This is a genomic window from Propionispora hippei DSM 15287 (assembly GCF_900141835.1).
GTDB classification, from domain to species: domain Bacteria; phylum Bacillota; class Negativicutes; order Propionisporales; family Propionisporaceae; genus Propionispora; species Propionispora hippei.
Genome location: NZ_FQZD01000036.1, coordinates 12,349 through 37,488, shown reverse-complemented (window position 1 = coordinate 37,488; position 25,140 = coordinate 12,349). Strand labels below are relative to the sequence as shown.

24 protein-coding genes, 1 riboswitch and 2 other annotated features (1 of these 27 only partly in view) are annotated in these 25,140 nt (G+C 50.1%); of the genes, 4 read left to right on the top strand and 20 right to left on the bottom strand.

The features are described 5' to 3' along the window. Both F3H20_RS15910 and F3H20_RS15905 read right to left on the bottom strand, forming a co-directional pair. A partial coding sequence (locus F3H20_RS15910; protein ID WP_149735875.1) for a transposase occupies positions 1 to 163 on the bottom strand: 163 nt, incomplete at its 3' end. Positions 164 to 338: 175 nt separating this feature from the next. Next, positions 339 to 905: an HD domain-containing protein gene (locus tag F3H20_RS15905; RefSeq protein WP_149735874.1), complete on the bottom strand. Its 567-nt coding sequence runs from the start codon at positions 903 to 905 to the stop codon at positions 339 to 341. Positions 906 to 1,205: 300 nt separating this feature from the next. Between F3H20_RS15905 and F3H20_RS15900 the strand changes: the two genes are divergently transcribed. Beyond that, entirely contained in the window at positions 1,206 to 2,126 is a 921-nt protein-coding gene (locus F3H20_RS15900; RefSeq protein ID WP_149735873.1) for a Na/Pi cotransporter family protein, read from the top strand. A 330-nt stretch (positions 2,127 to 2,456) separates the two neighbouring features. Here the strand turns inward: F3H20_RS15900 and F3H20_RS15895 are convergent, their stop codons facing one another. From F3H20_RS15895 to aroH, 6 genes are all read right to left on the bottom strand, one after another. Further along, positions 2,457 to 3,266 (bottom strand): metal ABC transporter permease, encoded by an 810-nt coding sequence (locus tag F3H20_RS15895; RefSeq protein ID WP_149735872.1) that lies wholly within the window; start codon positions 3,264 to 3,266, stop codon positions 2,457 to 2,459. 136 nt (positions 3,267 to 3,402) lie between these two features. Further along, complete coding sequence (locus F3H20_RS15890) at positions 3,403 to 4,119, bottom strand: metal ABC transporter ATP-binding protein (protein WP_149735871.1); 717 nt, start codon at positions 4,117 to 4,119, stop codon at positions 3,403 to 3,405. Positions 4,120 to 4,123: 4 nt separating this feature from the next. Then, entirely contained in the window at positions 4,124 to 4,555 is a 432-nt protein-coding gene (locus F3H20_RS15885) for a Fur family transcriptional regulator (RefSeq protein WP_149735870.1), read from the bottom strand. A gap of 129 nt (positions 4,556 to 4,684) precedes the next feature. Further along, a complete protein-coding gene (locus tag F3H20_RS15880; protein WP_149735869.1) occupies positions 4,685 to 5,353 on the bottom strand; it encodes a C40 family peptidase in 669 nt (222 codons plus the stop codon). A gap of 1 nt (position 5,354) precedes the next feature. Next, positions 5,355 to 5,484, bottom strand: a riboswitch (cyclic di-AMP (ydaO/yuaA leader). Positions 5,485 to 5,577: 93 nt separating this feature from the next. Further along, positions 5,578 to 6,513, bottom strand: coding sequence for a glycosyltransferase family 2 protein (locus F3H20_RS15875; protein WP_149735868.1), 936 nt, complete (start codon positions 6,511 to 6,513; stop codon positions 5,578 to 5,580). 45 nt (positions 6,514 to 6,558) lie between these two features. Further along, a complete protein-coding gene (gene aroH / locus F3H20_RS15870; RefSeq protein WP_223191806.1) occupies positions 6,559 to 6,915 on the bottom strand; it encodes a chorismate mutase in 357 nt (118 codons plus the stop codon). Positions 6,916 to 7,320: 405 nt separating this feature from the next. Between aroH and F3H20_RS15865 the strand changes: the two genes are divergently transcribed. Next, positions 7,321 to 9,534 (top strand): transglycosylase domain-containing protein, encoded by a 2,214-nt coding sequence (locus F3H20_RS15865; protein WP_149735866.1) that lies wholly within the window; start codon positions 7,321 to 7,323, stop codon positions 9,532 to 9,534. Positions 9,535 to 9,919: 385 nt separating this feature from the next. On the opposite strand, the gene F3H20_RS15860 is transcribed toward F3H20_RS15865, so the two are convergent. After that, on the bottom strand, positions 9,920 to 10,330 hold the full coding sequence (locus F3H20_RS15860; protein ID WP_149735865.1) for a hypothetical protein: 411 nt from the start codon (positions 10,328 to 10,330) through the stop codon (positions 9,920 to 9,922). 148 nt (positions 10,331 to 10,478) lie between these two features. Here F3H20_RS15860 and F3H20_RS15855 point away from each other — a divergent pair, with 148 nt between their 5' ends. Together F3H20_RS15855 and F3H20_RS15850 are read left to right on the top strand one after the other, a co-directional pair. Beyond that, the gene (locus F3H20_RS15855; protein WP_091744721.1) at positions 10,479 to 10,799 is read left to right on the top strand and encodes a YbaB/EbfC family nucleoid-associated protein; all 321 of its coding nucleotides are present in this window, start codon (positions 10,479 to 10,481) and stop codon (positions 10,797 to 10,799) included. 11 nt (positions 10,800 to 10,810) lie between these two features. Beyond that, positions 10,811 to 11,398, top strand: coding sequence for a hypothetical protein (locus tag F3H20_RS15850; RefSeq protein WP_149735864.1), 588 nt, complete (start codon positions 10,811 to 10,813; stop codon positions 11,396 to 11,398). 274 nt (positions 11,399 to 11,672) lie between these two features. Here the strand turns inward: F3H20_RS15850 and F3H20_RS15845 are convergent, their stop codons facing one another. From F3H20_RS15845 to infC, 11 genes are all read right to left on the bottom strand, one after another. After that, positions 11,673 to 14,045, bottom strand: a complete 2,373-nt coding sequence (locus F3H20_RS15845; RefSeq protein ID WP_149735863.1) for an endonuclease MutS2 — start codon at positions 14,043 to 14,045, stop codon at positions 11,673 to 11,675. Positions 14,046 to 14,129: 84 nt separating this feature from the next. Continuing rightward, the gene (locus F3H20_RS15840; protein ID WP_149735862.1) at positions 14,130 to 16,628 is read right to left on the bottom strand and encodes a DUF3656 domain-containing U32 family peptidase; all 2,499 of its coding nucleotides are present in this window, start codon (positions 16,626 to 16,628) and stop codon (positions 14,130 to 14,132) included. Beyond that, on the bottom strand, positions 16,625 to 17,539 hold the full coding sequence (locus F3H20_RS15835; protein WP_149735861.1) for a metalloenzyme: 915 nt from the start codon (positions 17,537 to 17,539) through the stop codon (positions 16,625 to 16,627). Before F3H20_RS15835 ends, F3H20_RS15840 begins: the two co-directional genes overlap by 4 nt. A 99-nt stretch (positions 17,540 to 17,638) precedes the next feature. Beyond that, positions 17,639 to 18,328 carry a DUF421 domain-containing protein gene (locus tag F3H20_RS15830; protein WP_223191805.1) on the bottom strand — a complete coding sequence of 230 codons (690 nt, stop codon included), beginning with the start codon at positions 18,326 to 18,328 and terminating at the stop codon, positions 17,639 to 17,641. Positions 18,329 to 18,411: 83 nt separating this feature from the next. Next, complete coding sequence (locus F3H20_RS15825) at positions 18,412 to 18,663, bottom strand: cell division protein ZapA (RefSeq protein ID WP_149735860.1); 252 nt, start codon at positions 18,661 to 18,663, stop codon at positions 18,412 to 18,414. A gap of 209 nt (positions 18,664 to 18,872) precedes the next feature. Continuing rightward, on the bottom strand, positions 18,873 to 21,317 hold the full coding sequence (pheT, locus tag F3H20_RS15820) for a phenylalanine--tRNA ligase subunit beta (RefSeq protein WP_149735859.1): 2,445 nt from the start codon (positions 21,315 to 21,317) through the stop codon (positions 18,873 to 18,875). 16 nt (positions 21,318 to 21,333) lie between these two features. Next, positions 21,334 to 22,356 carry a phenylalanine--tRNA ligase subunit alpha gene (pheS, locus tag F3H20_RS15815; RefSeq protein WP_149735858.1) on the bottom strand — a complete coding sequence of 341 codons (1,023 nt, stop codon included), beginning with the start codon at positions 22,354 to 22,356 and terminating at the stop codon, positions 21,334 to 21,336. A 47-nt stretch (positions 22,357 to 22,403) separates the two neighbouring features. Continuing rightward, positions 22,404 to 22,617: a binding site (T-box leader), on the bottom strand. 346 nt (positions 22,618 to 22,963) lie between these two features. After that, entirely contained in the window at positions 22,964 to 23,797 is an 834-nt protein-coding gene (locus tag F3H20_RS15805) for a TrmH family RNA methyltransferase (RefSeq protein WP_149735857.1), read from the bottom strand. Between the two features lie 67 nt (positions 23,798 to 23,864). After that, on the bottom strand, positions 23,865 to 24,224 hold the full coding sequence (gene rplT, locus F3H20_RS15800) for a 50S ribosomal protein L20 (RefSeq protein WP_091744737.1): 360 nt from the start codon (positions 24,222 to 24,224) through the stop codon (positions 23,865 to 23,867). Between the two features lie 35 nt (positions 24,225 to 24,259). Further along, positions 24,260 to 24,457 (bottom strand): 50S ribosomal protein L35, encoded by a 198-nt coding sequence (gene rpmI / locus F3H20_RS15795; RefSeq protein ID WP_054260349.1) that lies wholly within the window; start codon positions 24,455 to 24,457, stop codon positions 24,260 to 24,262. A gap of 28 nt (positions 24,458 to 24,485) precedes the next feature. Beyond that, positions 24,486 to 25,010 carry a translation initiation factor IF-3 gene (gene infC / locus F3H20_RS15790; RefSeq protein ID WP_091744738.1) on the bottom strand — a complete coding sequence of 175 codons (525 nt, stop codon included), beginning with the start codon at positions 25,008 to 25,010 and terminating at the stop codon, positions 24,486 to 24,488. A gap of 24 nt (positions 25,011 to 25,034) precedes the next feature. After that, positions 25,035 to 25,140, bottom strand: a sequence feature (ribosomal protein L20 leader region); it runs 20 nt beyond the window's last position.

The window sequence follows — 25,140 nt, the reverse complement described above, 5'->3', positions numbered from 1 at the left end:
CTTCTAAAATTTCCACACCTTTGTACTCACACAGCTTCCTTAAGATCACTCCTATATCCGCTTTTATTTTTCCATATATCACCTGTCTACGATATTTTGGTGCAAATACTATATGATATTTGCACCGCCATTTACTATGTGCTAAACTCTTAGTATCATCCATTGGATGCGCCTCCTTTGTTTAGAGTTATGCGGTCGGCAAACCTGCATTTATTCTAACAAAAGAGGCTGTTTTTTTCGACGTATAGCTATAAGCTTTTTGGAACCACATGCATAGCATGTGGTATTCGCTTACGCAAAAAAGCAAACCAGACAGTTTTTCTGTCTGGTTTGCTTTTTTAGCCAAGTGCCAAATATTGATAGTCCGGCTGCTTTACCGCCGCTGCCAACGCCTTGGTAACAAAATCAATGTGTTCTTTTAGGTCGACCCCCATATCGTCAGCACTGGTCAGAATAGTTTCCCGGTTTACCGCTTTGGCAAACGCCTTATCCTTCATCTTCTTCATAATTGACTTGACTTCCAGGTTATCCAGACTCTTATCGGGCCGCACCAAAGCGCAGGCAATGATAAAGCCGGTTAGTTCATCAACGGCCAGCAAAGTTTTTTGCAACAGAGTCCGTTGGCCGGGCCAGTCTCTGGCATGAGACTCCACATGAGTGGCCATCTCGGCGTCATATCCGTGCTCCTGCAGAATCTCTCTGGCATGCATCGGATGCTCGTCGGGGAATTTTTCAAAATCAACATCATGCAACAAGCCGACAGCTCCCCAATATTCACTGTCTTCGCCGAACTTTTCGGCATAGGCTCGCATGGCCACTTCCACCGCCAGACAGTGCTTTAGCAAGACCGGGCTTGCTACATGGCGGTTTAGTGTTTCCCAGGCTTTTTCCCTTGAAATATCCATAATTCATTCACATCCCTCTTAAAAATATATAGTAAATTCAGAACGTGTTTTTCAAACTATCCGCAAAGTCTCTCTGCAATGCTCGTTGTGCCATATTGGGTTAAATTTAAAGCCCTTATTCCCTCAAAATTCACCTTGTCCGGGCACAAAAAGCACTCACTATGAAATATTGGGCTAGCTTGAAAACGCATCCTAATAAAGCTTACCATTTTTTATTTCTAAAATTGGACCGGCTTTATATATATATTCCAGATAGTAACCTCATACAGTGTAAACAGAAAGACCAGCGGGAGGGATGGCATGGATAGCCTGATTTCTCTTATAGTTGGAGTCGGCCTGCTGCTTGGCGGCATCTTTCTCATGCGGGCAAGCCTCCGGCACTTCCTTTTACACCGCATACAACGACTGTTATATAAACTGACCGTTACCCCCTGGCGCGGCCTGCTGTTTGGAACGGTCGCCGCCGCCCTGATGCAGAGCAGCAGCGCCTTAACTCTGGTAACCATCGGTCTGGTAAGTGCCAACTATTTGTCCTTTTACCAGTCCCTGGGGATTATTTTAGGCGCTAATATCGGCACCTGCACGACCGTACAACTGATGACGCTGAGCTTTTCCGGAGCCTATGTACTGCCCTGTCTGGCGGTAACTATGTTGCTAATGCTGCGTAAAAAGCTACGCTATCCGGCTATGTTTTTGGCGGGCATTTTAAGCCTCTTTGCCGGACTGGATTATTTATCAGGCGCGTTAGGAGAATTGGCACAATACAGCGCGATTTTGCAATGTCTGGCGGCTGCCAGGGATAATCCCTTTTATGGAATTGTCGGCGGTATTTTGATTACCGTGCTTTTTCAGTCAAGCACCGCCGCTACCGGCGTATTGATGGTGCTGGCAAACGAGGGCTTTTTCTCCTTGGAAACAGCGGCTTACATCATTTATGGAAATAACATCGGTTCCTGCCTTTCTTCACTCTTAGTAGGGATCGCCTCACCGCTGGCGGGCAGACGGGTAGCTGTTGCCCACCTGCTGTTAAACGTGTTGGGCGCCCTCATTGCTTTGCCATTGACTCCCTTACTCATTTGGACGGTCAAAGCCTGCAGCAATGATTTCAGCACCCAGATCGCCTGTATCCATACGATTTTCAATATTGCTTCCTCAATTGCCGTCCTGCCCTTTACCAAACAATATGCCAATCTGATTATCTGGCTAATTCCGGAAAAATAGGGAACCGCTGATTTAGTAAGCCTACCGGCCTGACAAGAAATTTTTCGCTGGCAAGGAAGTAAGACCAAAGAACAGCGGTCCTTATTTCCGTATTTTACCGGCCGGCCAGGCGGAAAAATATCCGCCAGTGGGTTCGCCAACTTTGAAAGTGCAAATTAATTTGCGGGAATTTTTTCGTAAGGCAAAACGGAGGAGACGCCCCAATCGAACATAAGTAAGTCGACGACAACGAGGCCGCAGAAAATGATCCGTAATGGAATTGTATTTTCAGAGTTGGTTAACCACTAGGCCGCGCAGTGTGAATAAATCATCGGTCCCCAAAACATAGGACTACACTTTATTTTCGCGCCAGGTTTGCACCACCGCTATCAGGACGTACAGAATAATCGCGGTCATGACTATGGTTCCGCCGGGAGCAATATCCAGATAGAAAGAAGAAAGCAAACCGGCCGTAACCGACAGGACGGAAAAACCAACCGCCCAGCCCAGCGTCGCTTTAAAGCCGAGCCGCAGGGAATGTGCTGCCGCCACCGGTACAATCATCAGAGCGCTGACCAGCAAAATGCCGACAATCGTCATACCGACCACAACAACCAAGGCTGTCAGGATGCTGAAAATCATGTTGACCCGCCCGGTATCAATCCCACTGACATTGGCAATATCCTCATTAAACGAAGACAGCAGCAAAGGCTTGTGCCAGACAAACAAAATACCGCTTACCAGCAGACCGGCCGCCGCAATCAAGCCGACGTCCTGCAGAGAAACCGTGACAATGCTGCCAAACAGAAAGCTTAGCAAGCCCGAACTGGGCATCTTTGTCATGGTACTGAAAATAATGGCCATAGCTACACCGGCATAAAAAATAATGGCTAATCCCATGTCGGAATACTGGGCGTGCCGGCGTCTGGTCAATTCAATGCCGACCGCTCCGCCAAGCGTCAGGAGCAATGCCCCTGCCATGGGGTAGATACCGGCCAAATGCCCGGCGGCAACTCCGGCAAAGGCAATATGCCCCAGGCCGTCACCGATCAGCGACTGCCGGCGAACTACAACAAAAATACCGATCAGCGGACACAAAAAAGCGGTAATCAACCCTGCCGCCAGCGCCCGCTGCATAAAATCATATTGAAAAAATTCCAAACTTTTCACCTCTTTAGTTTACCTTGCGTCACTTAAAACATAGAACCGCGCCTATCAGACATCAGTAAGGCGACGACTAACAAAGCGGAGCGGAAAAATCTACAAAAATTATCCATATATGTAAGTCATGTAGATCCTAATACCACATATGCCGTCCTTGAGAGTGGGTCGCACGAAATTCCTGGCTGTTGCCCAAAAAGCACAATCCCCGGTTGATACAAGCCACATTGGTTGCCCAGGCCGCCGCCTTTTCAATATCATGGGACACCATGATCACGGTGATGCCCAGGTTCTTGTTCAATGTCCCCAATAATTCATAAATCCGTTGACTGGCGGCATAATCAATCCCGCTGGTAGGTTCATCTAATAGAAGCAGACTGGGGTTACCGGCCAATGCCATGGCCACCATTACCCTTTGCTGCTGGCCGCCTGACAACTCACCAATGCGGCGATCACGCAAATCACTGGCCTGCACCAATTCAAGCATATGTTCCACAATATGTTTAACCACTTTTTTCGGCTGTTTTTTTTGCCTGGTTCCCGCAATCAAGCCCAGTTCGACAACCTCACTGACCGTAATCGGAAAATCGGCTGTATTTTTTCCATAGTTTTGCGGTACATAACTAACCAAACCGCCTAGACGGGCCGCTTTGGCTTTCTGTCCGTTGATCAGCACCTCACCCCGGTCAGGCATTAAAATTCCGGCGATGATTTTCAACACGGTACTTTTACCTGCCCCGTTAGGACCAAAAATCATCAGAAAATCCTTTGCCGCTACCTGCAGTGAAATATTCTCCAATACCGGCTCACTGCCGTAAGCAAAGGTAATATTATTCAGACAAACTTCACACATTCCGCTACTCCTTTACCGTAAGTCTGCAATCCGCACAAATTCCAAACAGTTCCACTGTATGCCGCACCAGTTCATAGCCGTAACCGTGCAAGAGTTCCAACAAATGCTGATTGACCGGGCAAAAATCGATACAAACCGCCTGACCGCATTTTACGCACACTACATGATGATGGTGGTGATCGGCGGTGGCAAGCTCATAACGGATACCCTCTTTGCCTGTGCTCTTGATGGGAATGAGTACGCCTAATTCAACCAGGACACTGACATTGCGGTACACCGTATCCAGGCTGATGTTCGGATAAGCTTCGCGAACACTGTGCCAAATGCTGGTTACCGTAAGCGGTTCCGTCGACTCATAGACCTGCTTGATAACAGCCCGGCGCTGTGGAGTCAGCCGGCAACCCTGCTCTTTAAGTCTTATTACTATATTTTCCATTTATTGCCTCATTCTTTCTTCATAAAAATAAATATATAAAAAAAGCTCCGGCTATCGCCAGGCGCTTCCGACAAATCAGCGTATGGCTGAAAAAATAATGGGGAAGCCGCAGCCTCCCCCAAACGATAATTAAACTATGCGGCGAGCTCCAATATAGCGAGCTCCCCAATAACCGCTGCCTAGTTGGTCAGTGACTACGCCACGGCTGGACGTTGCACTGATAAAAGTGCCATTCCCCAAGTAAATACCCACGTGAGAAGGTCCCGGAGCGTATGTAGAAAAAAACACCAGATCGCCTGGCTGCAACCGGCCATAAGAAACAGCCTGTCCCATGCCGAAGTCATCATCGGCTGTTCGCGGTAAATATACACCGCTTTGAGCAAAGACAAACTGGACATAACCGGAACAATCGAACCCGCCAGGGCTGGTTCCTCCAAACTGATACGGAACCCCTGCATAGCTCAGGGCATTTTGGATAATTCGCCGTGCCATAACACTTGACCCATCGCGGCTTACCGGAATCTCACGGCCCATCAGAAGACGGTAGGTTTGATACCCGACGACGCCATCCGCTTCCAATCCGTGGTCACGTTGGAAAGCCATCACGGCCCCCACCGTTCGGGAACCAAAACTCCCATCCGCTTCGCCGGCATTATAGCCAAAGTCGTTCAGCTTTGACTGAATGGCGGCAACCTCCGGTCCGGTATCACCTTTTTCAAACGCCGCGGCAGCACAGGTAACAGAAAACATGCAAAACGCCAAAACAAAAAATACAAAGAAACGAGACACTTTACCCATGTACGGCTCCTCTCACAGCCTCCGAGGTTAGCTGACGGGTTAGGGTTGAGGTTCTCCCTACTCAAAAACATGAGTTTCACCCCCTACAAACGGTTCCCCCGTACCTGAGCTGGATTCGGCTTTATCGCTCACAAAGATCAAATATTCAATATTTTTACATAAAATCCTGCCAAAAAATGCGTAATATTCCTACAAAAATATATTTTTTTCAAAGAACAGGCTGCTTACTTTTTCTTTTCCGGCAGTTCAGCCTGGAGCCAATACAAAGGACGCTGCTTTACTTCTTCGAAAATCCGTCCTACGTATTCACCGATGATGCCCAGTCCCAGCAGTTGTATCCCCCCCAGCAGAGACACGCTGGCTGTGGCCGTACTCCAGCCTGGAACCGCCTCATTGGTAAAAATCTTAATATAGATGACATGGACCGCAATGCAAAAACTAATAAAAGAAAATACTATGCCAATATAAAAGGCCATCCGCAATGGCAGTTTGGAATAGGCCGTAATGCCGTCCAACGCAAAATGCATCATCCGCCGCACCGAGAATTTGGATATGCCGGCAAACCGTTTTGGCGCGACAAACTCAATCTGCACCTGCCTGTAGCCAATAGCACCGACCATCCCCCGGATAAACCGGGCCCTCTCCCGGAAGCGCCGGAAACTTGCCACTACTTGTTTATCCATTAGACGAAAATCCGAACCGCCTTCCTGGACATGCACCTTGGACATAGCGTTCATCAGCTTGTAAAACATTCCTGAAGTAAAGTTCTTAAACCAGGGAACCCCCTCCGTCGTTTTCCGGATGGTCTGGACAACCTGAAAACCCTCCTCCCACTTGCCGATCAGCAGCGGCAACAGCTCCGGCGGATGCTGCATATCGCCGTCCATAGTAATGACGGCGTCACCCACGGCATGATCAAGCCCGCAGGTTAGCGCTACCTGATGTCCAAAGTTGCGCGCCAGCAACAGAGCCCGGACCCGGCCATCCCGCTGAGTTAATACATCCAGCAATAGCGGCGTCCTGTCGGTTGAACCGTCATCCACAAAGATCAGTTCGAAATCATAGCTCAGTGGCGTTAATACTTCACATACCGTATCATAAAAAATTTCTATATTTTCTTCTTCATTAAAAACCGGCACCACCACCGATAATAAAGCCATAACCATATCACCCTGCATTCCATTCGCAAAATAACTTCTTTATATCTAATTCTTTAAATCCTGTCTGAGCACTGAAGCACCTTTTAAATACAGGTGCTTGATCTCTTTTTGCGGCACTTCGGTATTCCACAAAATCAGCACCCGGATACAGCGCGCCACCCCTTCCGGGTTATCAATCTCCAGCGTCCCAAACAGAGGAACTTCGGACCAGCCCATTATCCTGGCACCGGCCGCCGGAAAAGCGGCGTTAATATCCGGGGTAGAGCTGAAGATCACCGCCCCGATATCCTCTATATCAATTTTATTTTCCTCCACAATAAGCGCGAGCAGTTCCGCGACATTCGCAAAAATCTCCTCCCGTTCGTTTCTCTCCACTGTAGTAGCTCCTCTGACGCCACGCAACAAAGATGTACAACCCCTTCCACAACATTACATTTATTTAAATTAGGAATATACCTTATTTCGGCATTCGTCCGGCAAATCCTCTTGTTTTTCTTATGGAAACGCTGATTAAATAAGCCTGGCGAGATTTTTGCGTCTGACAAGAAAGTAAAAAGCAAATCGAAAATAGTTGGGCTATTTTAAAGCTTACTGACGATACCAGGCGAAACAAGCTCCGCCGGGACATGGCGTACGAATAAGTCAGCCGCTCCTTAAACATCACCTACTATCTTGCCCGGCTAGCCGCTAAGCATACCTAACGGAACAGCAAATTAAATCTTATATGTTTTCTAATGATTTATGTTATAATAATTGGGGTATAAAACTACGCGGTGATTGTATTTGAAGGAGGTTGTCACGCTCAGCATGTATGACGACGAAGCTAACAATAAGAATAAAAATAAAAAAAACCAGCGTTCTTCACCAAAGTTCTTTTCAAAACTGACTGTCATTGCCATCATTGTGTTTATCGTTATCATTGCCGGTGCCGGCATCGGCTTTTTAACGGCCAGCATTCAGACTATGCCGGGACTAAAAGGCGATATCCGTCCGGCGGCTTCTTCCCAAGTATTTGATATTCACGGCAAACCGATTGCCACCATCCATTCGGCCGAAAACCGGCTTCCTGTTTCCATCAATAAAATACCCAAAGATCTGCAAAACGCTTTCATTGCCACTGAAGACGCCCGCTTTTACCAGCATATCGGCGTCGATCCCAAAGGAATTTTACGCGCCGTCTGGGCTAATATTACCAATCGCGGCGTCTCCGAAGGCGGCAGCACCATTACCCAGCAGTTGGCGAAAAATGCCCTGCTGACTCAGGAGCAGACAATTAAACGAAAAATCCAGGAGGCCTTTTTGGCCCTGCAAATTGAACAGCAATATACCAAAACTGAAATTCTGGAAATGTACCTGAATCATATTTATTTTGGCCAGGGTGCTTACGGCGTACAATCGGCCGCCCAGGTATATTTCGGGAAAAACGTGGAAGATCTGACTTTGGCCGAATGTGCCATGCTGGCAGGTATTCCCAAGAGCCCCAACTATTACTCACCGCTTAACAACCTGAAAGCCGCCACCGAACGGCAGGCCACCGTGCTGGAGCAAATGGTCAAATACGGCTATATTGACAACGCCACGGCCGCCAAAGCGCAAAAAGAAAAACTTGTGCTTAACTCTCATGCCGTACAAAACAATCTGTCCGATACGGCGCCGTATTTCGTTGATTATGTTTTGCAGCAACTCATTGATAAGTATGGTGCCAATGCGGTGTATAAAGACGGCTTAAAAATATACACTACCCTGGATCTTGACATGCAGACTGCAGCAGAAGCGGCTATGAAACAGCTTCCTACCGTCCGCACCGACAGCAACGGCATTCAACAGCCCCAGGGAGCCCTGGTCGCCCTGGATCCTCACACCGGCTATATTAAGGCTATGGTCGGCGGCAGAGGCAACGATCAGTTTAACCGGGCCATTATGGCCGAAAGACAGCCCGGCTCGGCCTTCAAACCCTTTGTTTATTTGGCAGCTATTGAAAGCGGCATGACCGCTTCCACGATTATTGAAGACAGTCCCATCACCTTTAACAACTGGTCACCCAGTAACTATGACGGGGATTTCCGGGGGAAAGTATCATTGCGTACTGCCCTCGAGCAATCTCTGAACGTACCTACTGTCAAGCTGGCCAATCAAGTTGGCATTGACAAGGCTTTATATTATGCACAGCAGATGGGAATCTCCACGCTGGTATTAAACGGCGGCACCAATGACCGCAACCTGGCTGCATCGCTTGGGGGCCTGACCCGTGGCGTAACCCCGCTGGAAATTGCCAGTGCCTACGGCGTATTGGCCAATCAGGGCGTACGGGCCGCACCGGTTGCCATCATCAAGGTAGTTGACCGCACCGGCAAGGTGCTGGAAGAATACACGCCCCAGGAAAAAGCGGTCATTAATGAAAAAAGCGCCTACCTTCTGACGGATATCTTAAAAGGTGTCCTCTTGCGCGGCACTGGTACAGCAGCTAATCTTGGCCGGCCGGCTGCCGGGAAAACCGGTACCACCAACGACTATAAGGATGCCTGGTTTGTCGGCTATACTCCAGACCTGGTAGCCGCCGTATGGATGGGCAATGACAACGACGGTTATTTGAACGGAATTACCGGCGGTGCTACGCCCGCCAGGATCTGGCGATCCTTCATGGCTAGGGCTGTAGAGGGTATGCCGGTCCGTGATTTCCCCCGTCCCGGCGGCATTGTTTCAGCCACCGTTTCGACCCAGGACGGACTGCTGGTGACCGATCCCAATAACAAAGACGCTAAAAGTGAAATCTTCATCGAAGGCACCCAACCGAATAAACAAAGCACCGCTACCGAAAATCTGCAGGATAAAGACAAAACTAAAGAAGCGGAGAAAGATAAAGACAAGACCGGGAACTCCAGCGAAGGAACCCCTGACACACCTCATAGCGAGGTAAAACCCTTGCCGCCGCCTCCTAAGCAGGATAGCCCGGACAAGAGCGGCACTGCCACCCTTCCACCAGTACCGGAAGGACTGCCGGAAAAACCGAAGAAAAACTAAAAACACCGCTCCTTTCCCCGGTCACGAAAAAAAACGCGCCTTTCGCGCGTTTTTTTATTTTTACATATAATGAAATGAGCATTCTCCAGCTTGGCAGCTGGCTATATAGAGACAACGCCATTGCCGATTCCCCTGTTACACAAATATCTTTTAAACAAACGGACCGTCATCTACCGCAAAGAAGAACAGCAAAATAATAATAATGATAATCCACCAGGAGCCAAAACCGCCGCCAAAACCGCCACAATTTCTTGCCATTCGATTCCCTCCCTCAATTAACCAATGAAGCCCTGCCGGAAAGTCTGTACCAGCAGTTGACCTCACCTTTTATTTCATAATATGGTTTTTCCGTCTTATATGTTACTAAAATAAAATTGACGCCCGCTCATTCCAGCATTTTTCTAATATGCCGCGGCGCCTCGGAAGCAACCTTGAGGGACTGCATGGTACTATTGACGACTTCGGTTACATTGCGGATTTTATCTACCGTGGTGGTAATGCCGTTTAAGTGACGCTCCATAGGAAAATTATCGGAAAATAAGGTTAATAGAATGATAACGGCCTGAAAACTAAAATTAGGATTGTTAATAATCCGCCGCAAGAAATTACCCGGTCCAGGCTGGTAGGGCGTTTCCACAGTTACCTGTTCCGGCGCGACCGACTTGACCGGTTCACTGTCCCTGTCGTCAACTGTCACTTCCTCCGGCTCGCTATTTATGCTTATATTTTCATCAGGCAACACTGTCGCCTTGGATTCACGCAGTTGATTTCTTCTATGCCGTCGCCGCAGGCGCATGAAGCCCACCTCCTAAGAATTTAAAACTGGCTAATATAATATATGTGCGAGGTATGGCATCTGCCTCTTTATTTTTAAATTAAATAAATGAAGCACATTTTTACTCTTTTTGCATACATTAGCATATAAATATAGCGGAGGTGGAATTATGTGGGAGAATCTGGGCAATATGATGGATGTCGTAAAAAAGCTACAACAGAATGTGGATACTATTCAGGGACAGTTAAAAAATGAACGGCTGGAAGTCACCAGCGGCGATGTCATAAAAGTTGTAATCAACGGCCAGCAAGAAATCCTCGCCATTGAACTAAACGCGCAATACCTGAATCCGGAAAGCATCGCCCTGCTCCAGGATCTATTAGTCGCCACTATGAACAATGCCCTGGATAAATCACGTGAATTACACCAATCAGCCATGAATAAGCTCGCCGGCGACTTAAACCTCCCTAAAATTCCCGGCCTGATCTAAGGAGTGGTTATATGTCGAACGAAACCTCTGACCGGTCCCTGCTACAATCGGTTACCCGCATCTTGGATACCCTGACAACAAATAACACCAATTATGATACGGCCATCAACCTACTTTCGCTACTATGTCTGATCGCCATACTCAATCGCAGCCAGGGAGCCGGTAGCGCCGCCACAGGGTCGATACCGGCAGCGTCAGGTGAAAATCCACTGCAGAAACTGCTTGGCGAATTAACTAAAGGTGATGGCAGCGGACCGTCACCGGACCTCCTCATGTCACTATTGCCGCTGCTCAATAATCCCCAGTTAAAGGCAAAACTCGGCGGGGGCAATATGTCGGCCATCCTGGGACTGATCAACAACCTGGGCGGCAGCCATACTGACAAAATGCAGGATAGCAATCATGATAAACACGAAAAAAAAGATCCCCCGGAAACTAAATCCTTTGTCGCCAAGGAAGTAGCCGCCGCCATCTCTCAGGAGCAGCCAGCCACACCGTCGCCTCAGCCTATACCCTTGCCGGTGGTGGAAAAGCAACCTGGCGAGGAAGGAGAAAAACGGCCGGCCGGGCGTTACTTAAACTGGAAAAGCAACTTTTAATCAATTGGCCTGGCTTGCGCCAAGTCCCGGAAGCTCTAGGTAACCACTTATTAATTAATGCTGCGCGTCCTGACGGATCTTTTTCCCGCCTGGCTGCGTCAGCAAAACCTTGAAATAAGAGCCGCTAATTCTACGGTTTTGCTTCCTTGTCAGACGAAAAAGTCTCTCGCCAAGCCGGCAGGTCATTTAATCAGTGGTTATCCAGGACGTATTTTCAGACCTTTCATTTTAAATCTATGCGCAAAAAAACAGAGGTGTGCAAGCACACCTCTGTTTACAGCAGCCGTACAACGGTAGCACCGTCGCCGCCCTCATTCAATTCTCCAATACTAATATCCTTAACGTGATAATGGTGTTTCAGATAACTTCTGACCCCTTTGCGCAGTGCGCCTGTTCCCTTGCCGTGAATTACAAGGACCTCCTGCAAACCAGCCACAATGGCGTCATCCAGGTATTTTTCCAATAGGAGCTCCGCCTCTTCTACATTGGTTCCCCGGATATCGATTTGACGGCTGACAGCTTTGGCACCGCTGTTGTCCAGTCTGCGCCCTGCCGTTTGGGACGGTCCGGGATGGGACTTTTTCGCCGGAGCGATAGCAGCCAAGCGGCAAACAGCGAGCGGCACATTGACTTTCATAAGGCCCAGTTGTACCGTTAGCTCACTGCCCTGTACACTGAGGACTGTTCCCTGCTGTCTTAAAGTAGTCACATAGACACCGGTACCGGCTTTTACCTGATCCGGTGAAAGCGCCGGATAATCGGCCTCGGATTCGGTCACCTCTTCGATCCTGTCACCGGCTGTCCGCAGCCTGCCTCTTGCCTTGGTGATCGCCGTCTGCCTGTCCCGTTCGGTCTTTACGGCAAACTGTGCTTTCAGCTCGGCAATCACTTCGTCGGACTCGCGCTTTGCCTGCCGGATCAGCAAGGCCGCTTCCTGTTGGGCTTTTTGCAGCACCTTATGTTTCTTTTCCTCCAGGTTGTCATACTCCCGGGTCATCTCTTCCCTCAGCCGGGCTATTTCCCTTTCCAACCGGGCCACTTCTTCATTTCGCTTATGATAATCAATCTTTTCCTTTTCTAGTCCCTGCAGTACCGTTTCCAGGTCGGCATGCTCCTTTTCCAGCAGTTCCTTCGCCCGGCGGATCAATTGACCGGACAAGCCCAGCCGCTGGCTAATGGCAAAAGCGTTGCTGCTGCCGGGAACACCCACCAGCAGGCGATAGGTCGGTTTCAACGTCTCCACATCAAATTCAACGCTGCCATTGATCATCCCCTCGCGGCTGTAGGCAAAGGTTTTCAGTTCACTGTAATGGGTGGTGGCAATCGTCCTGGCGCCGCTGGCGAGCAAATGCTCCAGAATAGCCATCGCCAGGGCAGCCCCCTCTTCCGGGTCGGTTCCGGCGCCGATTTCATCGATCAACACCAAATCCCGGGCCGACACCTGCTGTAAGATCTTAACCAAATGAGTCATATGAGCAGAAAAAGTGCTCAAGCTCTGTTCAATGCTTTGCTCATCACCAATATCGGCGAAAATATTGTTAAAAATAGCAATCACTGAGCCGCTGGCGGCTGGAATGAATAGTCCGGCTTGCACCATCAGGGCAAACAGGCCAACGGTTTTTAAGGTGACCGTCTTGCCGCCGGTATTGGGTCCGGTAATCAGCAGGGTATGGAACGAACCGCCCAGTTCCACGTCGATAGGGACAACCACCTCGGACGGAATCAGCGGATGCCGTGCCCGCTGCAGCTTAACATAACCGGTTTGATTAATTTCAGGCCGCTGTGCCTGCATATCAAAGCTTAGGCGCGCCTTAGCAAAAACAAAATCCAGCCAGGCCAGCGCCTGACAATTGGCGGTAATAGCTTCCCCCGCCCGGGAAATCTGCAGACTAAGAGCCGCTAAAATCCGCTCTACTTCGTTCTTTTCGGCCACCGTCCATTGTTTAATGTCGTTATTCAGATTGACCACCGCCATCGGTTCAATAAATACCGTGGCGCCGCTGGCCGACTGGTCATGGACGATGCCGGGAAAAAACTGGCGGTATTCCTGCTTGATCGGGATGACATACCGGTCGGAGCGGATAGTCACCAGTGCATCCTGAAAATACTTCTGATATTCGGCGGACCGCAGAATCTGATCCAGCTTTTCCTTTACCCGGCTTTGCGCCGTTCTGATCTCCCGCCGGATATTCTTTAATTCCACGCTGGCATCGTCCCGGATTTGCCCTTGCTCGGTAAGCGTATTTTCGATGGCATTCTCAATCGGACGCAATACTTCGATTTCACCCGCTACATGCGATAAGAGCGGCGTCTCTACCGGTAAGTCATGAAAAAAATGCTTCATCCGCCGGGCAGCGTACAATATGCTGGCAATGCCGAGCAGTTCAGACGGGTCCAGCACTGCTCCCAGTTCCGCCCGCTTAACCACCTTACGGATATCCCGAATGCCGCCCAACGGAACATTGGGTACGGCGGCCATGATATCGCGGGCTTCCTGCGTTTCGTCAATCCGCTCCTGTACCAGTTCAACCTCGCTGACTGGCTTCAAGGCCTCGGCTAATTCACGGCCCAGCGATGAGGTTGTGCGTTGAGCCAAAAGCTCAATGATTTTATGAAATTCCAATGTGTGTAATACAGCTTCAACCATACTCTGTTCGTTCTCCTCAAGACAGAAAGGTCCGACCTATGCCGTATCCGCCTAAGCCCGTGGCTTAAGGCCACCGGCTACCAGTTACAGTACCCCTCTGAAATAATGGCCTCTCGTTATATCTTCATGTTCGGCTGCGTTAATCTTTTCCTGTACCCGTTTGCGCTGCACCGTTCCCAGGTCAAGGCATTCGCGATAAAGCCGGACTACCTCGGCCAAATGAACGTCAGACCCCCATTTGCCCTCAATGCGCAACCGGCTGATACCGCTTTCGGCAAACCGGTCAATATGGGGCAGCATGCTGAGCTCTTTGCCGTTTAACACATGCATGCGGCAATACTGATCGGTGGCCAGCGGAAACCGTTCTCCCTTGCGGTCTTTCAGCCAGTACTGTCCCTTTAGACAAGTTTGTTGGCAGGTGCCTGTGTGAAGCTGGCCCAAAAAACTGCCTACCGCACAGTATTCAGACACCATTAACGTCAAATAGCCATGTACCAGGCATTCCAGCTCGACAGGACTGCTGCCGGCCAGTCTTTCCACCTGGGAAAAGGTCAGTTCGGGGGAAAGGGTCAGACTGGCTACCTGTTGCGCCGCCAAAAACTGAATGGTATACAGATTATAAATATTAAGCGGGTAATCGCCATGGAGCGGCAGCGAAACCTGTTCCCGGGCCAGGTACAGCACACCCAGGTTGGCAACAGCCACAGCATCCGGCGCCAGCGACTCAAACAGGGCAAGCTCTTGCCGCAGCTTAGGTATCTGCCACTCTTTCGCCAGCCGCGGCGTGCTCAAGACAATTTTTTTACCAGCCGAGCGAACCAGGTCAACGGCTCTCCGGTAGTCTTCCGATGAGAGCGCCTGATGGTTCAGCGTTTCTCCGCCAAACATAATGCGGTCGGCACCCTGCCGCAAAGCTGTTTTTATTTTCTCCAGCGTATCTACTTGAACCACGAGCTCCGGCTTTTTGCCCGTCAGAGGTTTTACGCCAGCCGGTTCGGGGAAGTGAGCCGACACGGGTGCCGTAGGGCGGCTGAACCGGGCCAGTCTGGCCTCTTCCAGCGCCTCGACCGCCCGTCGCCGGGCATCGTTGATTTCACTCAAGGGCACCATGACGGATCCGTCAATCCGGCATTCAAGTTGTTTGAAGGCAAACACGGTCGTTCCCAGGCGTTCGATTTGCTTGGCAACCGTTTCGGCTGTCAGGGGCCGGTTGCGGGCAGTCTCGGCAATAAACTGGGTGGCAGCCTGTCCGGTAAAACCCTCACTGTCTTGCATATGAACGACCAACGGCCGTCCCTGGGCAACCTCCACCACGACCTTTACCGGAATACGCCTGACCGGCGCCGCACCGGTAAAAAACCGGCGGGCATATTCCATCAGCCGGGCATCAAATATCTTAAATACCCGGTCACCGGCTTTAACCGGTGACGGCACTGCCACGGTTACCTCGGCACCAGCCGGCGCTGCCGCCACTTCGCTTCCCTCCTGGTGGATAGCGGTCACGGTAGTATTGACCCGCCCGCCCACCTTGACCCAAAATTCAATAATATCATCGACATGAAGCTCCTCATCCAGCTTCAATCTAACCGATTTGTCGACCAGATCATAAGCCAGCACCCGTCCGATCCGGACACCCCGGTTGTTGGGACGCCGGTGGCTCATCATCTCCCGGCCTGTTTTCTTATGTAAATAGGCAGTGGTAAAATCCCGGTTAAATATTTGGGCCAGATTTTTATGCTGCAGGGCGGCCACCGACGCATCCGGATTGCCCTCCAGATAAGACTGCATCCGCCGCCGGTATATGTCGACTACCACGGCCACATATTCCGGACGTTTCATGCGCCCCTCAATTTTAAACGAGGTTACGCCGGCGTCCATCAAATCCGGCATATCGTCCAGTGTATTAAAATCCTTGGGACTTAACAGGTATTCGCCGGCATCGGCATCGGCCAAAACATTGTTGCCGTCCCGGTCAACCAAAGTATACGGCAGACGGCAGGGCTGCGCACAGCGCCCGCGGTTGCCGCTGCGGCCGCCGATCATGCTGCTCATCAAACATTGCCCTGAGTAGGAAATGCATAACGCCCCATGGACAAATACTTCTATCTCAATCGGTGAGTGCTGGCAAATATGACTGATTTCCTCCAAAGACAGTTCCCTGGCCAGCACGGCCCGGGAAAATCCCAGTTCCGCCAGATACTCTACTCCGGCCAGATTATGAATCGTCATCTGTGTACTGGCATGCAGCGGCACACAGGGGATAAGCCGCCGGGCCAGAGCCGCCACGCCCAGGTCCTGGACGATGATGGCGTCCACCTGAAGCCGGTCCAAAAGCTGTAGATAGACGGCTAATTCCTCCAATTCCGCCGTATCTACCAGCGTATTCACGGTTATATAAACCAGCACACCGCGCAAATGGGCAAAACGCACTGCGGCCGCCAGCTCCTCTTCTCCAAAATTATCGGCATAAGCGCGGGCGCCAAAGGACTTTCCCGCCAAATATACGGCGTCGGCACCGCTTTCCACGGCAGCTACCAACGCAGGGTAACTGCCCACAGGAGCCAAAAGTTCCAAAAAATTCATCTCCCTCTATCTGTTTCCAAAGCCGAGATAATCGCCGGTGTGATATCGGCTAAAGAATGTATATTCCGGGCCAGCCGGACGCACTGCCTGCCGATCAGTACAGTCGGCACCGGCTGCAGCGTATGCCTTTTCGTGCTTAAATCTTCGAAATTGCCATGATCACTGGTCAGCACTAATAGCATGTCCGGCGTTAATGCTTCATAAATACCGGCCAGGAATTTCTGCAAAATATTCATGATCTGCGCGGCCCGCACCCAGTCTTGCTTATGGCCGCACAGATCGGTTTGAAAATACTCGAACATAGTAAAATCCTGCGTATCGGCCAGTTCTACCAACCGGTGTCCGGCCAGCCGAGGCGCCAGAGGCACCACATCAGGCCAACCGGCCTGAATTAGTGCTTCATTGGTAATATCCTGATAAATAGCCCGCCCGGTCAGCAAATCTTCCAGTGACCGCAGCGGCTGTCCGGCGGTCAGAATGGTCAGCGTAGTCGCCGCATGACGTCGTTTGCGGCTAGCCACCAAGGTCATATAGTCCGGCGTATACATATTAGCCGAGGTAACCCGATAGCCATGGCTTGCCAGCCGTTTCATGATGCCGTGTCTGGCAATGATTTCGGTCAGTTTCGGCCCCGGAAAGGCGTGAACATGCATGCCCATAACAGCCGGAGCGTTCACACCGGTAAACAGTGCCGTTTGACCGGTCGCGCTTTGCGGCAGTCCCGCTACGCCCAGTGTGGCATCCGTTGGAATCAAACAGGCATGTTCCGATAGAACCGGTCCCAGCGAAAGAGTTGGCGAACCGCCGAACAAGGTTTGCAGTAAGGGCACGGGGTAGGCTACAAATGGATTTTTATCAGACCGGTTTTCTCCCAAACCGATTCCGTCGACAAAAACAAGCAATACCTTCATTAAACCACCTGCCCCGCTATGGTAAATAAAAAACAGTTTCCATCTGTATATACCTTACCAGCTATTCATTGAAAAAAGAAGGGGTTACCCCTCCTTTTTTCAATGAATTTCTTTTTCCGTTAACGGCTGCTGAGAATCCGGCGCATCATACCGGCCCGGAGGCTGCTGCAGGTATTCCCTAATATAGCTCACATCCTCCACCAGCTTTTCCAGTTTTACCATTTGAGCACCCATAGGACTTAGCGGATTATCGAACATACTGGCAATATAATCATCAAAATCCCGCCGGCACACCGGCTCGGCCTCGGGATTTTTTATGACCGAAAACACGCCGCAGCTTTCCAGACGGCCTGTTTTAATATCCTTCAGATCGGTAATATCCATGCCCTGCCGATGCAGTTCCTGACGCAAATCGTCATAGTTAAAATAGGTGTTGGCAAAGTTTTCTTTAATAATTTTCCCGTCCTTAATCAAAGTCACCGGCGTTCCCTCAAACCAGGTTCTTAGGCGCGTACTCTTTAACGACAGGTAAGACAGCACCTGCTGCAAAAGCAGGAGGGCCAGCAGTGCTTCCACCCCAGTCAGCAGGGTTTGCGTTTTATCCATGGCAGCGCTGACTATAATGTCGCCGATGCCTACCATGATCACAAAATCAAAAGGAGAAAGCTGCCCTACCGTACGGTTTCCCATAATGCGCACCACAATCAGCGCCGCCGTACAGAAAAGAATAATATGTAAAAAAACCCGTCCAAGTTCACCTAGCGAAGCTGCCTCACCAAGACCAAACACACTATCACCCCTTTTATCGCTATTATTCGCAGATAAAAGGAGGCTTATACCGGCTAGTATTAGACAACTCCGGTGATCAGATATTATTTCTTATCCAGCAGCTCCAGCAGTTCCTGATAATCTGTCTCCAGCCGAATGAATTCATCCGCCAGATTAAGTGCCGCCAGCACGGCAATCTTCGCCGGTGATAAACGGGCATTGGTTCGCGCGACCTTGCGCATACGTTCATCGACCAGAGCTGCGGTTCTTATAATGTGCTCCATATTGGCATCGCCCTTAAGTGGATACGACTCGCCAAATATTTCAACTGTAACCTTACATTTTTTATCATTCATGCTTCTTTCACCAACTACCTTGTTTGTTCTTCAACTACATAGTATATACACCGACTAAGCGCAACAGACCCGCTTTCAGGAAATTCACATAAATACTTTGTTATGATAGATTCTACCTGCAGGAGCTAAATCCTGCCGGAAAAAAGCAAAACAAGAAAGATCGGGCCGGCTGACCAGATCTTTCTTGCTTTATTTTCCTAATAATTTAGTTAACTCCGGATTTTTGCCTGCAGCGTATTTTCCAGCGCAGCAATAACCTTTTTGTAAGGCCCTTCCACTTCTTCATCGGTAAGCGTCTTTTCCGCCGACCGGAAGGTTAGGGAAAAGGCCAGGCTGCGCAAGCCGGCAGCCACCTGTTCGCCGGTATACACGTCGAACAGTTTCAAACCGGTAAGCAGAGCGCCTGCCGTATCGCTAATCGTCCGGTATACCTCGTCAACCGGGATTTCCGCCGGCAGAACGACGGCGATATCCCGGTTGATCGCCGGGAACTTAGGCAGTGAACGGTATTTGTTCAAGAGTTCAGCCTTGTCGGCAATAGCCGCCACATTCAATTCAAAAGCGTATACCTTACGGTTAATATCAAAACCATCCAGCACCTGGGGATGCACTTCGCCAATCGTTCCCAGCACCGTATCGTCTTTAACAACGATTGCCGTTTTTCCCGGATGGAAGGAAGGATGTTCGCCGGCCTGTATAGTATAGTTCTCGATTCCCATAGAATCCAGCAATACCTCCACGGCCCCCTTAGCGTCATAAAAATCAACCGGCTCTTTCTTTACATTCCAGGTCATCTCCTGGCGATTTCCCACCAGAGCGCCGCATAGCATCAACGGTTCCTGCGGTAGAGAGCCAGCCGTCGGCGGCAGGGTTTCCGGCAAATAGACCGCCCCCAGTTCATATAGGTGCAAATCCTCATTTTTGCGGGATAAATTACGGGCCACCGTTTCCAGCATGCTGCCCAACAAAGTGGTCCGCAGCAGCGGGAAATCATCGGTAATCGGGTTTACTATGGCGATTGTTTTGCGCAGAGTACTATCAGCGGGGATATTCAGCTTATCCAGCGTTCCCGGATGTGTGAAACTAAACGCAACAATCTCGGAGAAGCCGCTACCGGACAAAGTAGTCTTTACTTTATCGGCAATGGTCTGCAGATAGCTCTGGCCGCCCCGGACCATATTGCCGTGCGGAGTAGTCGAGGGAATCCTATCGTAGCCGTAAATCCGCGCTATTTCCTCCGAAATATCTGCCGCTCTGGTAATGTCGCTGCGCCAGGTCGGCACGGTTACAGTAACCGCATCGGCCGAACCGGGAGCATCAAGCTCAAACTCCAGACGTTTTAAGATTTCCAGCATGTCCTTCTTGGCAATATCCGTTCCCAAACGGGCATTAATCTGTCCGGCGGTAAAGACCACTTGCTTGGGCAGCACGACCTGCGGGTACTGGTCTACTATACCGGTACAGACTTGGCAGGCTCCCATATCTTCCAGCAATTGCGCGGCCCGGTCCAACGCCCGGGTAATATTGGCCGTATCAACGCCCCGTTCAAACCGGCCGGAAGCTTCCGAACGAAGTCCCAGACTGCGTGAAGTCCGCCGGATGCTGACACCGTTAAAGGAGGCCGCCTCCAAAAGAATGTTCTGGGTGTTAGCGGAAACTTCCGTTGCCAGACCGCCCATGACACCAGCCAGTCCTACCGCCTGTACGGCATCGGCGATTACCAGCATATCCTCCGTCAGTTCCCGCCTTACGCCGTCCAGGGTCGTCAGCCGCTCTTTGGGGTTGGCCTTACGGACACTCAGGGTGTGGCGGGCCAGCAGATTGTAGTCGTAAGCATGCATGGGCTGCCCCATTTCCAGCATGACAAAGTTGGTAACATCAACTACGTTATTGATGGAGCGCATGCCCGCCGCCTGCAGCCGGTGTCTCAGCCAGTCCGGCGAAGGGGCGACCTTGACATTCTTCAGCACCCGCGCAGTGAAGCGCGAACAGAGAGCAGGCTCCTGGATGTCCACTTTAAACAGGGCAGATGCTTTTTCGCCAGCAGCCTCTTTTACGTTCAGCATAGGCTTTTTTACACTGTTCTTTGTCAATACGGCAATTTCCCTCACCAGCCCCAGAATGCTGAAACAGTCGGCCCGGTTTGCCGTAAGCTCAAACTCCAGCACCACGTCATCCAAGCCCAGCACAGTCCGGACATCGACGCCCATCGGGGTTTCAGACGGCAAAATATAAATACCCTCTTTAGCTTCCGCAGACAGCAGCTTGCTGTCCAAATTAAGTTCGGCCGCCGAGCACAGCATGCCGCTGGACATAACTCCGCGCAGCTTGCTTTCTTTAATTTTCATGCCGTTCGGCAATTCGGCTCCCACCAGCGCCACAGGCACAATATCATTTTCTTGGACATTTTTTGCTCCGGTTACAATGGTAAGTATCTCACCGGCGGCAACATCGATTTTGCAGATGCACAGCTTATCGGCGTTAGGATGCGACTCAATAGCCAGAATTTTTCCGGTTACTACTTTTTCAATATTCTTACCTAAATATTCAACGGTGGCAACAGGCACACCGGCCATAGTCAGCAGGTCGGCCAGTTCTTCCGGTGTTTCCTTAAAATCAATATAGTCTTTAAGCCATTTAACAGATGCACGCATAGGTTAAACCTCCTTCTTAAAACTGCCGCAAGAAGCGCAAGTCGTTATCATAAAACAAACGTAGGTCATCAATGCCGTATACCAGCATAGCAATACGTTCGACCCCCATGCCAAAAGCAAAACCACTGACCTGTTCCGAATCAAACCGGCTCATTTCCAGCACACGGGGGTGCACCATGCCTGACCCCAGAATTTCCAGCCAGCCGGTCCCCGAACATACACGACAGCCCTTGCCGCCGCACATTACACAGGAAATGTCTACTTCGGCGCTCGGTTCGGTAAACGGAAAAAAGCTGGGCCGGAAACGAACGCCCACTTTGCTGCCGAATATTTCATGGATAAACAGTTCCAGCGTACCCTTCAGATCGGAAAAACGGATGCCCTTATCGACTACCAGTCCTTCCACCTGATGAAAAATCGGTGAATGGGTAGCATCATAATCGCGGCGGTATACCTTGCCCGGCGCAATGATCCGAATAGGCTTTTGCGGATCCGACGCCTGCATGGTGCGGACCTGTACCGGTGAGGTATGGGTGCGCAGCAATATATCTTCGGTAATATAGAAGGAATCCTGCATATCCCGGGCCGGATGGTCCGGCGGCAGGTTTAGCGCCTCAAAATTATAATAATCGGTCTCCACTTCCGGCCCATCGGCGATATCAAACCCCATCCGCATAAAGGTTTCCTTGATCCGTTCCAGCGTCAGTGTCAGTGGATGCTTGGTGCCTATCGCCGGGCGACGCCCCGGCAGAGTTACGTCAATCCGTTCAGAGGCCAGTCGGTTAGCCAGCTCTGCCTGCTTTAGTTCCTCACCCTTAGCAGTAATCCCGGCTTCCAGTTGTACTCGGATATCGTTGACAAGCTGCCCAATGCGAGGCCGTTCTTCCGGCTGCAAGCCGCCCAAGCCTTTCAGAAGTCCGGTCAAGCTCCCTTTTTTTCCTAAAAATTTAACTTTTAGTTCATTCAGGGCATTGATGCCCTCAGCTTCGTTTAGTTCACGAAGCGCCTGCTCCCTTAGTGCTGCCAATTGTTCTTCCATAACTATCCTCCTAAACTAAAAACTAAATAAAAAGACCTCCGCCCCTGAAAAGGGGCGAAAGCCATACTTCCGCGGTACCACCCTAAATTTATACTCTGCTTCCCTAACGCGGAAGAAACGTCCGGCCTACCAGAATTCACCTTCAGCCCGGATACTCAGGAACGAACTTCTGCCAGATGTCCCCGGAGCTGCTCTCAATCTACGGCAGCTTCCTCCCTGTACGAAACAGACCTGACATACTTTTTCCGTCATCGCGATTAAAGTCCATCAATGCATGATCAATTGTCGATAAGATAAGTACGCAGCAATAGAACCGGTCGTTACAAACAATTTCCAGAAGAATTCGGCGGTCAACACCAAGACCACACCCTCCCTATTTAATGTCGGTATCAGGACTTTTTTCTATTGTAGCATACAGATTCTCAATTTACAAGGGAACCGCTGATTTATTGAGCCTGCCGGCATGACGAGAGATTTTTCACCTGACGAGAAAGCAAAACCGAAGGAAAGATTGGCTATTCCAGGGTTTTGCTGACACGGCTAGGCTAAAAAATATCCGTCTGTATACGCGGTGCGAATTAATAGTTCCCCAGGCTGACCTTCACACTTACCGGTCATTTTTTCCCTGCCGTTGTCCGTAATATCTCTGCCGTACCGCTTCGTAAAGGATCACGGAAACGGCGGCCGACACATTAAGCGATTCGGCCTTCCCTACCAAAGGAATATATACGTTTTGATCGGCTGCCGCCAGGCTTTCCTGACTGACGCCCTTTCCTTCGTTGCCGAAAATAACGGCAACGCCTGACGTAAAGTCAACCTCAAAGTAAACGTCTGAGGAGGTTAGCGAAGAGGTCAGCAGTGTAACGCCTGTTTCTTTACAGAACCGGAAAAAATCCGCTAAAGCCACCTGCTCTAGTATAGGCAGGTGGAACAAGGAACCCATACTGGCTCGTACCGTCTTGCCGGCAAACGGATCGGCACAGCCCGGCGACAGGATAACCGCCGTACAACCGGCCGCATCGGCACTGCGAATGGCGGCGCCCACATTGCCCGGGTCCTGGAGGTGATCCAGCACCACCCAGAGCGGAGCCCCCTGCCGGTCAGCTACTTCCCGCAAACAAAAACGTTTCTTTTGTACAAGCGCCATAATTCCCTGGGGTTGCTCGGTATCGCTTATTTTAGCATAGACGCTCTCACTAACCTCCAGCAACCGGATATTCTTCTGCCCCAAAGCAGCGAGAATAGCCTGTCCCCGTTCGCTCCGGGCCACTTTCTCGGTACACAGGCACAAATCAATGCAATAGTCCGATTGCGCCGCTTCTTCGACCAGCCGGATCCCTTCTGCGGCAAAAAGTCCTGTTTCCTCGCGGTACTTTTTTCCCCTTAAGGAGGCAGCCAGTTTGACATATTGGTTTTGCAAGCTGTTGATACGTTCCAGCATAGAGTCGGAACACTCCTTTTTAGAATCTCCGGTTATGTAAAAAAATCCGGATTGCTCCGGATTTATCTTACTTGGCCAATTGCTCTTTCGCAGCAGCCACTAACGAACCAAAGGCCGCACTGTCGCTTACAGCAAGCTCTGCCAACATTTTACGGTTTACTTCCACACCGGCTTTTTTCAGGCCGTTCATCAACTGGCTGTAAGAAATGCCGTTGGTGCGGGCAGCCGCATTAATACGGGCAATCCACAATCTGCGGAATTCGCCTTTTTTGGCACGACGGTCACGGCGGGCATAATACAGCGCCTTCATAACCGTTTCATTGGCCTTTTTAAACTGTTTGCTCTTGGCTCCTCTGTAGCCTTTCGCCAGTTTTAATATCTTTTTATGACGTCTATGTGCAGTCACGCCTTTTTTAACTCTTGGCATGTTGTTTACCCCCTGTTTAAGTTAAGTATGGAAAATTAAGCGTAAGGAAGCATTTTTGCTACGCGCTCATGATCGGATTTGCTGACCAGAGCCGCTTTACGCAAATTGCGTTTACGGGACGGAGATTTTTTCTCCAAAATATGGCTTTTAAAGGCTTTAGCGCGTTTGAATTCGCCGGAGCCTGTGACTTTAAAACGTTTTGCGGCACTTCTGCGTGTTTTTATTTTAGGCATGGTGGATCCTCCTTCTAAATTATAAGGCTTAGCTATGTGGTTTAGCTGCCAAAATCATAATCATATTTTTTCCTTCCAGCTTGGGTTCCCGCTCAACATTGACCATCTCTTTCAATTCAGCGGCCATTTTGAGTAAAACCTGTTTCCCCAGCTCCGGATGAGAAAGTTCCCGGCCACGGAACATAATGGTTACCTTGACCTTATCGCCGTCCTGCAGAAAACGCTGAGCGTTTTTCAGCTTAACATTGAAATCATGATCCTCAATATTGGGGCGAAGCTTTACTTCTTTTACCGTAACCACTTTTTGTTTCTTCTTGGCTTCTTTGTCGCGTTTCTGCTGTTCATACTTGAACTTACCGAAATCCATAATGCGACAAACCGGCGGTTTGGCGGTAGGGGCCACCTCCACCAGGTCAAGATGCTGCTCACCAGCAATGCGCAAGGCCTCTCTGGTCAACATAACGCCCAACTGATCGCCATTGCTGCCGACCACCCGAACTTCCCTGGCCCGAATTTCCTCATTGATCTTTAAACTCTCTTTGCTAATTGCCACTCACCTCCACTTATTTACGAACTATAAAAAACTAAAAAACGGATGGTATATACTACCATCCGCCAAAAAGCATAAACATACATCATGCCCATATAGACCTTACGAACTTTCCGTTGTAAGGTGAGAAGCG

Bases quoted from the DNA above. Each gene is read 5' to 3' on its own strand.
- F3H20_RS15905 (WP_149735874.1), bottom strand. From the start codon at position 905: ATGGATATTTCAAGGGAAAAAGCCTGGGAAACACTAAACCGCCATGTA.
- F3H20_RS15900 (WP_149735873.1), top strand. From the start codon at position 1,206: ATGGATAGCCTGATTTCTCTTATAGTTGGAGTCGGCCTGCTGCTTGGC.
- F3H20_RS15890 (WP_149735871.1), bottom strand. From the start codon at position 4,119: ATGTGTGAAGTTTGTCTGAATAATATTACCTTTGCTTACGGCAGTGAG.
- F3H20_RS15885 (WP_149735870.1), bottom strand. From the start codon at position 4,555: ATGGAAAATATAGTAATAAGACTTAAAGAGCAGGGTTGCCGGCTGACT.
- F3H20_RS15880 (WP_149735869.1), bottom strand. From the start codon at position 5,353: ATGGGTAAAGTGTCTCGTTTCTTTGTATTTTTTGTTTTGGCGTTTTGC.
- F3H20_RS15875 (WP_149735868.1), bottom strand. From the start codon at position 6,513: ATGGCTTTATTATCGGTGGTGGTGCCGGTTTTTAATGAAGAAGAAAAT.
- F3H20_RS15865 (WP_149735866.1), top strand. From the start codon at position 7,321: ATGTATGACGACGAAGCTAACAATAAGAATAAAAATAAAAAAAACCAG.
- F3H20_RS15860 (WP_149735865.1), bottom strand. From the start codon at position 10,330: ATGCGCCTGCGGCGACGGCATAGAAGAAATCAACTGCGTGAATCCAAG.
- F3H20_RS15855 (WP_091744721.1), top strand. From the start codon at position 10,479: ATGTGGGAGAATCTGGGCAATATGATGGATGTCGTAAAAAAGCTACAA.
- F3H20_RS15850 (WP_149735864.1), top strand. From the start codon at position 10,811: ATGTCGAACGAAACCTCTGACCGGTCCCTGCTACAATCGGTTACCCGC.
- F3H20_RS15845 (WP_149735863.1), bottom strand. From the start codon at position 14,045: ATGGTTGAAGCTGTATTACACACATTGGAATTTCATAAAATCATTGAG.
- F3H20_RS15840 (WP_149735862.1), bottom strand. From the start codon at position 16,628: ATGAATTTTTTGGAACTTTTGGCTCCTGTGGGCAGTTACCCTGCGTTG.
- F3H20_RS15835 (WP_149735861.1), bottom strand. From the start codon at position 17,539: ATGAAGGTATTGCTTGTTTTTGTCGACGGAATCGGTTTGGGAGAAAAC.
- F3H20_RS15825 (WP_149735860.1), bottom strand. From the start codon at position 18,663: ATGAATGATAAAAAATGTAAGGTTACAGTTGAAATATTTGGCGAGTCG.
- pheT (WP_149735859.1), bottom strand. From the start codon at position 21,317: ATGCGTGCATCTGTTAAATGGCTTAAAGACTATATTGATTTTAAGGAA.
- pheS (WP_149735858.1), bottom strand. From the start codon at position 22,356: ATGGAAGAACAATTGGCAGCACTAAGGGAGCAGGCGCTTCGTGAACTA.
- F3H20_RS15805 (WP_149735857.1), bottom strand. From the start codon at position 23,797: ATGCTGGAACGTATCAACAGCTTGCAAAACCAATATGTCAAACTGGCT.
- rplT (WP_091744737.1), bottom strand. From the start codon at position 24,224: ATGCCAAGAGTTAAAAAAGGCGTGACTGCACATAGACGTCATAAAAAG.
- rpmI (WP_054260349.1), bottom strand. From the start codon at position 24,457: ATGCCTAAAATAAAAACACGCAGAAGTGCCGCAAAACGTTTTAAAGTC.